The following is a 6,000-nucleotide window of genomic DNA, read 5'->3' on the forward strand; positions in this document are numbered from 1 at the left end:
CGACGGGGGCGGCCTGCCGCCCCCGTCGCATCCTGCCGGTTACTTCCAGCCGTAGAGGTAGTAGCGCGGCAATTCGTCCGCGAAGGGCGTGAAGTCGAGATCCTTGGTGTAGGCGTAGTTGGTCACGAAGCTGAACATCGGCAGCCAGTAGACGCGCTCGGTGATGCGCTTGATGGCGTTGGAGTAGTTCTCCTTGCGCGCCTTCTCGTCGACGGTCGAGCCGCCGGCGGCGAGCCACTTCTGGACGTCGGGGTCGCGGGCGAAGTCGTCGGGGCTGCCGCCGAAGAAGTTCGGCATGATCGCCGAGACGTCGTTGATCGAGTACGAGCCCCAGTCCATGAAGTACATCGGGGTGACGCCCTCATGGTTCTTGTCGCGCACCGCGATGTAGGTCATGTGCTGCAGCTTCGGGCGGATGCCGACCGCGGTCAGGTAGCCCATGATCGCCTCGGCCCAGTCGCGCGGCCGGTAGGCATAGAAGTCGAGGTCGAAGCCGTTGGCGAAGCCCGCCTCGGCGAGCAGCTTCTTCGCCTTGGCCGGATCGTACTCGTACTTCGTCGCCACCGAATCGTCGCAGCCGAACTGCGTCGGGAAGCAGGGCGCGTGGATCTTGCGCGAGGCGCCGCCGATCAGGTTCTTGATGATGGCGTCGCGGTCGATGGCGTGCGCGATCGCCTGCCGCACGCGGACGTCGTTGATCGCCTTGTTGCTGGTGCGGTTCGAGGCGTCGAAGCCGATATAGCCCGTCCGCATCGTCTCCGCCCGGTCGACCTTCAGGCTCGGCACCCGCTCCAGGCGGTCGGCCTGGTCGGTCGGGACGTACCAGATCCAGTCGACGCCGCCGGCCAGCAGCTCGGCGATCTGGGTCGACATCTCGGGGATGGTGCGGATGACGATGTTCTTGATCTTCGCGTGCGGCTTGGAGCCGCCCGAGAAATGCCCTTCCCAGCGCTCCAGCGTGTATTCCTTCGCCGGCTCGATCTTGGTCACCTTGTAGGGACCGGTGCCGACCGGCTTCAGGCCCATCTCCTTCGGGCCGACCTTGGCGTAGTACTCGTTCGGGTACATGACGATCGGGATCGTCAGGAACTCCAGCGCCGCCGGGAACGGCTTCTTGCTGATGATCCGGACCTTGAACTTGTCGATCTTCTCGACCTTCTCGATCCAGCTCACGTTCGACTGGTTGAGGACCTTGTTCTCGGGGTTGGACACCCAGTTCAGCGTGAAGACGACGTCGTCGGCGTCGAACTCCTCGCCGTTGTGGAACTTCACGCCCTGGCGCAGTTCCATCTCCAGGGTGCGGTCGTCGGCCCATTTCCAGGCCGTCGCCAGGTTCGGGATCGTCTTGAAGGTCTTGGGGTCGCGATCGACCAGCGTGTCCCAGACCATCCGCGAGAAGAGGATGCCTTCGCGGTTGGTGTTGAAGTAGTTGTCGACGTTCTCGACCGTGTACTGCCAGGCTACGCGCAGCGTGTCCTTGGACTTCTGGGCGGCTGCGTCGGGCGCGCCCCACGAAACCGCCAGCGCCGCCGCGGATGCGGCGATTGCCCATTGCTTCATCATGCTTCCCCTTCCCCATTTGCTCCCCCACGGCGGAGGAGCGCTCCGAACGGTCGTCGATCCCTGCGGATCCCGCGCGTTCTTGTTCCTTGGCAGCTACAATAACCCGGCCGTCGGACCTGACAAGCGTCGAGGTCCAGCGGCACGGGCCCGCCTGCCGGCGACGCGCGAAGCCTCCGCGCCCCGTCAAGCAAGACCCGTGCCCGGCCGGCCGTCAGATCTCCGCCGCGCCGTCGCCCCACGGCTGCGACGGCTCGGCGGTGCCGAGCCGCTCGCCCGTCGCCGGGTCGACCGCGACCGCGACCGGGCAGGCGTAGTTCTTGGGATAGACCATGCGCGGCTGGACGCTGAGCGGGAACTCGGCGGCGAGCGCGTCCAGCGTCGCCTGCGGCAGGCGCGGCTCGGCGGTGACCCCGTCGAGGCCGCTGACGTCGAGCCGCGGCTGCGCAAAGGCCTCCCCGAAGCCCATGCCGTAATCCATCTGGAAGGCCGAGATCTGCATCACCGCCGGCATGATCCGGCGTCCGCCCGAGGCGCCGATGGCGAACCGCGGCGCGCCGTCCTTGGTCACCACCAGGGGGCACATGTTGTTGAGCGGCCGCCGGCCGGGGGCGATCGAGTTCGGCCGGCCCGGCCGCGGGTCGAACCACATGATGCCGTTGTTCATCAGGATGCCGGTTTCGGGCAGGGTCACCTTGCTGCCGAAGAGCGACAGCAGGGTCTGGGTGATGGTCACCATGTTGCCCTCGCCGTCGATGGCGGCGAGATGGGTGGTCGAGACCGGCTCCTTGGTGCCCTCGGCCTCGCCCATCGTCTCCAGCCGCTCGGCATAGGCGTCGTGCAGCGTGCGGGCATAGGCGAGGTAGCGCTCGGTGTCGGGGGCGCCGTCGCCGCCCGCCGCCTCGGCCGCCAGCCGGGCGAAGCACTTGGCGACGGTCGGGCCGGCGGTGAGGCCGGACATGGCGTGGACGTCGAAGCCGCGGTAGGGCAGGCGGATCGACTCGACCAGCCGCGCCTCGTAGCGCGCGAGGTCGTCGAGCGTGATCTTCGCGCCGACGGCCTGCATGTCGGCCACGACCTTGCGGGCCATGGCGCCCTTGTAGAAGTCCTCCGCACCATGGGCCGCGATGTGCCGCAGCGTCGCCGCCAGCTTCGGGAAGGGCAGCATCTTCGGCGGACCCGACCAGTTGCCGACCGGCGGCACGCCGCCGTCGAGCCAGATCGCGGCACTTCCGGGGTATTTCAGCAGGTCCTTGGCGCCGGTCGAGATCAGGAGCGTCGCATACCAGTCGACCATCAGCCCCTGCTCCGCATGGCCGATGGCGGGCGCCATCAGTTCCGCCAGCGGCTTCGAGCCGAAGGTGCGGCGCGCCAGGTCGATGCCGGCGAGGTAGCCCGGCACGGCGATCGACAGCGGCCCGTGGACGTTGCGGTCGCCCAGCACCCCCGGCCAGCCGAAGAGATCGGCCGCACCGCCGGTGCCGGTCAGCGGATAGTCGGCGGGATCGATGCCGAGCGGCGCCACCATCGTGAAGTCGATGGCGTGGACGCGCTTCTCCTTCGCGACATAGACCAGCATGCAGCCGCCGCCGCCGATGCCGTTCATCCAGTTCTCCAGCACGCCGACCGTGAAGGAGGCGGCGATGGCGGCATCGACGGCGTTGCCGCCGGCGCGCAGCACGGCCGCGCCGGCATCGGCCGCGCGCCGGCTCTGCGAGGCGACGACGCCGCCCCTGGAGCGGACGACCGCCTTGGTCATCTGCAGGTTGTGGCTGAACGAATGATCGATCATGGCGGGCTCCCGGAGGGAATGGCGGGATCGGCAGCGGAGGGACGATTCCCGTACCGCGCGCGGGAGCGGTGCCACAAGGGCCAATCGGCGCTTCCCCTCGCCCACGACGCGGCAGCCGGGTTAATGTCCCGCCGCCATGACGACCGCCATCCCCCACCGCCTCTTCCCCAACCCGCGCGCCGCCGGGCCGGCCGCGTCCTATGGGCCGGCCCAGAGCGCCGTCCTCAATGCGGCCGCCTTCACCGCCGCCCGCGACGAGATCCGGCAATGGCCGGGCTACGCGGCGACGCCGCTGGTGGCGCTGCCCGGGCTGGCCGGCGACCTCGGCGTCGCCGCCGTCTGGTACAAGGACGAGAGCGGCCGCTTCGGCCTCGGCAGCTTCAAGGCGCTGGGCGGCGCCTACGCCGTGTTCCGGCTGCTCCAGCGCGAGATCCGCGCCCGCACGGGGGAGACCGTCGGCGCCGCCGACCTCGCCGCCGGCCGCCACCGCGACCTCGTCGCCGGCATCACCGTCACCTGCGCCACGGACGGCAATCATGGCCGCTCGGTCGCCTGGGGCGCCCGCACCTTCGGCTGCCGCTGCGTCATCTATATCCACGAGACGGTGAGCGACGGCCGCCGCGACGCCATCGCCGCCTTCGGCGCCGAGGTCGTGCGCACCCCCGGCAACTACGACGATTCGGTCCGCCGGGCGGCCGAGGACGCCGCCCGCAACGGCTGGTTCGTCGTCTCCGACACCTCCTACGAGGGCTATGTCGACGTGCCGCGCGACGTCATGCAGGGCTATGCCCTGATGGCCGACGAGGCGATGGCGCAGCTGCCGCCGGGCGAGCGGCCGACCCACTGCTTCGTCCAGGCCGGCGTCGGCGGCCTCGCGGCCGCGATCTGCGGCCATTTCTGGGAGCGCTGGGGCAGGGACCGGCCGCGCTTCGTCGTCGTCGAGCCGGAGCGGGCGGCCTGCCTCTTCGCCAGCGCCCAGGCCGGGCGGCCCGCCGTCTTCCCCGGCGCGCTCGACACCATCATGGCCGGGCTCGCCTGCGGCGAGGTCTCGCTGATCGCCTGGGCGGTGCTGGAGACCGGCGCCGACGCCTTCATGACCATCCCCGACGCGGCCGCGGTCGCGGCGATGCGGGCGCTGGCCGCCGGCACGCCGCCGGTGGTGGCGGGCGAGTCCGGGGTCGGCGGCCTCGCCGGGCTGATGGCGGCGGCCGCCGATCCGGCGGCGCGCCTGCGGCTCGGCCTCGACGCAGGCTCGCGGGTGCTGCTCTTCGGCAGCGAGGGCGACACCGACCCGGCGCTCTATGCCGAGCTGGTCGGCCGCCCGGCCGCCGCCGTGCGGGCCGCGGCATGACCGCCGCCGGCCCCCGCATCGCCGATTTCCGCATCGACGGCGCGCGGCTCACGGCCCGACTCGACGCCCTGGCCCAAGTCGGCGCGATCGAGGGCGGCGGCTGCTGCCGGCTGGCGCTGACCGACGCGGACAAGGCCGGCCGCGACCTCGTCGTCGAGTGGATGCGCGAACTGGGTCTCTTCGTGCGGATCGACGCGATCGGCAACATCTTCGGCATCCGCGCCGGCCGCGAGGATGGGCCGCCGGTGATGACCGGCTCGCACATCGACACGGTGCGCACCGGCGGCCGCTACGACGGCAACTACGGCGTGCTCGCCGGGCTCGAGGTCGTGCGGGTCCTCAACGCGGCCGAGATCCTGACCCGGCGGCCGCTCGCCGTCGCGGTCTTCACCAACGAGGAGGGCGCGCGCTTCGCCCCCGACATGATGGGCAGCCTCGTCCATGCGGGCGGCCTGTCGCTGGCGGAGGCGCTGGCCGCGCGCGGCATCGACGGCGCCGTCCTCGGCGACGAGCTGGCGCGCATCGGCTATGTCGGCGACATGCCGGTCGGCACCATCCGGCCGCGCGCCTTCGTCGAGCTCCATATCGAGCAGGGGCCGGTCCTCGACGCCGAAGGGGTGACGCTGGGCGCCGTCGACAGCCTGCAGGGCATCTCCTGGCAGGAGCTGACGATCGAGGGCCAGTCGAACCACGCCGGAACCACGCCGTTGCGCCTGCGCCGCGACGCCGGGTTCGCCGCCGCCGCCATCGCGCTCTTCCTGCGCGAGCTGGCGCAGCGCATGGGCGGCAACCAGCTCGCCACCGTCGGCCGGGTCGAGCTCGTGCCCAACATCATCAACGTCATCGCCCAGCGGGCGACGATGACGGTCGACCTGCGCAACACCGACGCCGACGCCCTGCGCGAGGCGGAGCGCCGGCTCGCCGCCTTCACCGCCGACCTCGCCCGGGCGGAGAAGGTCGAGATCCGTGCCCGCCGCCTCGCGCGCTTCGACCCCGTCGTCTTCGACGCCGGCATCGCCGCCCGCATCGAGCGGGTGGCCGGCCGGCTCGGCCACTCGATCCGCCGCATGACCTCGGGCGCCGGCCACGACGCCCAGATGATGGCGCGGCTGTGCCCGGCGGCGATGATCTTCGCGCCCTCGGTCGGCGGCCTCAGCCACAACGTCCGCGAGTTCACCCGGCCCGAGGATCTGGCGGCGGGCGCCGACGTGCTGCTGCACACGCTGCTCGAGTTGGCCGAGGAATAGGGCTGGCCGAGGAACAGGAGAGAGGGAACCGATGTCGCGCATCCTCACCG

The 6,000-nt window shown here is 71.2% G+C and carries 4 protein-coding genes; 2 read left to right on the forward strand and 2 right to left on the reverse strand.

The window, feature by feature from the left end; genetic code table 11:
• Positions 1-39: 39 nt before the first annotated feature.
• Together ACE3Q3_RS05085 and ACE3Q3_RS05090 are read right to left on the reverse strand one after the other, a co-directional pair.
• Complete coding sequence (locus ACE3Q3_RS05085) at positions 40-1,563, reverse strand: ABC transporter substrate-binding protein (protein ID WP_374442880.1); 1,524 nt, start codon at positions 1,561-1,563, stop codon at positions 40-42.
• Positions 1,564-1,774: 211 nt separating this feature from the next.
• Complete coding sequence (locus ACE3Q3_RS05090; protein ID WP_374442883.1) at positions 1,775-3,352, reverse strand: gamma-glutamyltransferase family protein; 1,578 nt, start codon at positions 3,350-3,352, stop codon at positions 1,775-1,777.
• 136 nt (positions 3,353-3,488) lie between these two features.
• On the opposite strand from ACE3Q3_RS05090, the gene ACE3Q3_RS05095 reads away from it, so the two are divergent.
• Both ACE3Q3_RS05095 and ACE3Q3_RS05100 read left to right on the forward strand, forming a co-directional pair.
• Positions 3,489-4,703, forward strand: coding sequence for a diaminopropionate ammonia-lyase (locus ACE3Q3_RS05095; RefSeq protein WP_374442886.1), 1,215 nt, complete (start codon positions 3,489-3,491; stop codon positions 4,701-4,703).
• Positions 4,700-5,950 (forward strand): Zn-dependent hydrolase, encoded by a 1,251-nt coding sequence (locus ACE3Q3_RS05100; RefSeq protein WP_374442889.1) that lies wholly within the window; start codon positions 4,700-4,702, stop codon positions 5,948-5,950. The genes ACE3Q3_RS05095 and ACE3Q3_RS05100 overlap by 4 nt, the downstream gene beginning before the upstream one ends.
• The last annotated feature ends 50 nt before the right edge of the window (positions 5,951-6,000 follow it).

The sequence above is a fragment of the Allostella sp. genome, from assembly GCF_041913585.1.
Lineage (GTDB): Bacteria > Pseudomonadota > Alphaproteobacteria > ATCC43930 > Allostellaceae > Allostella.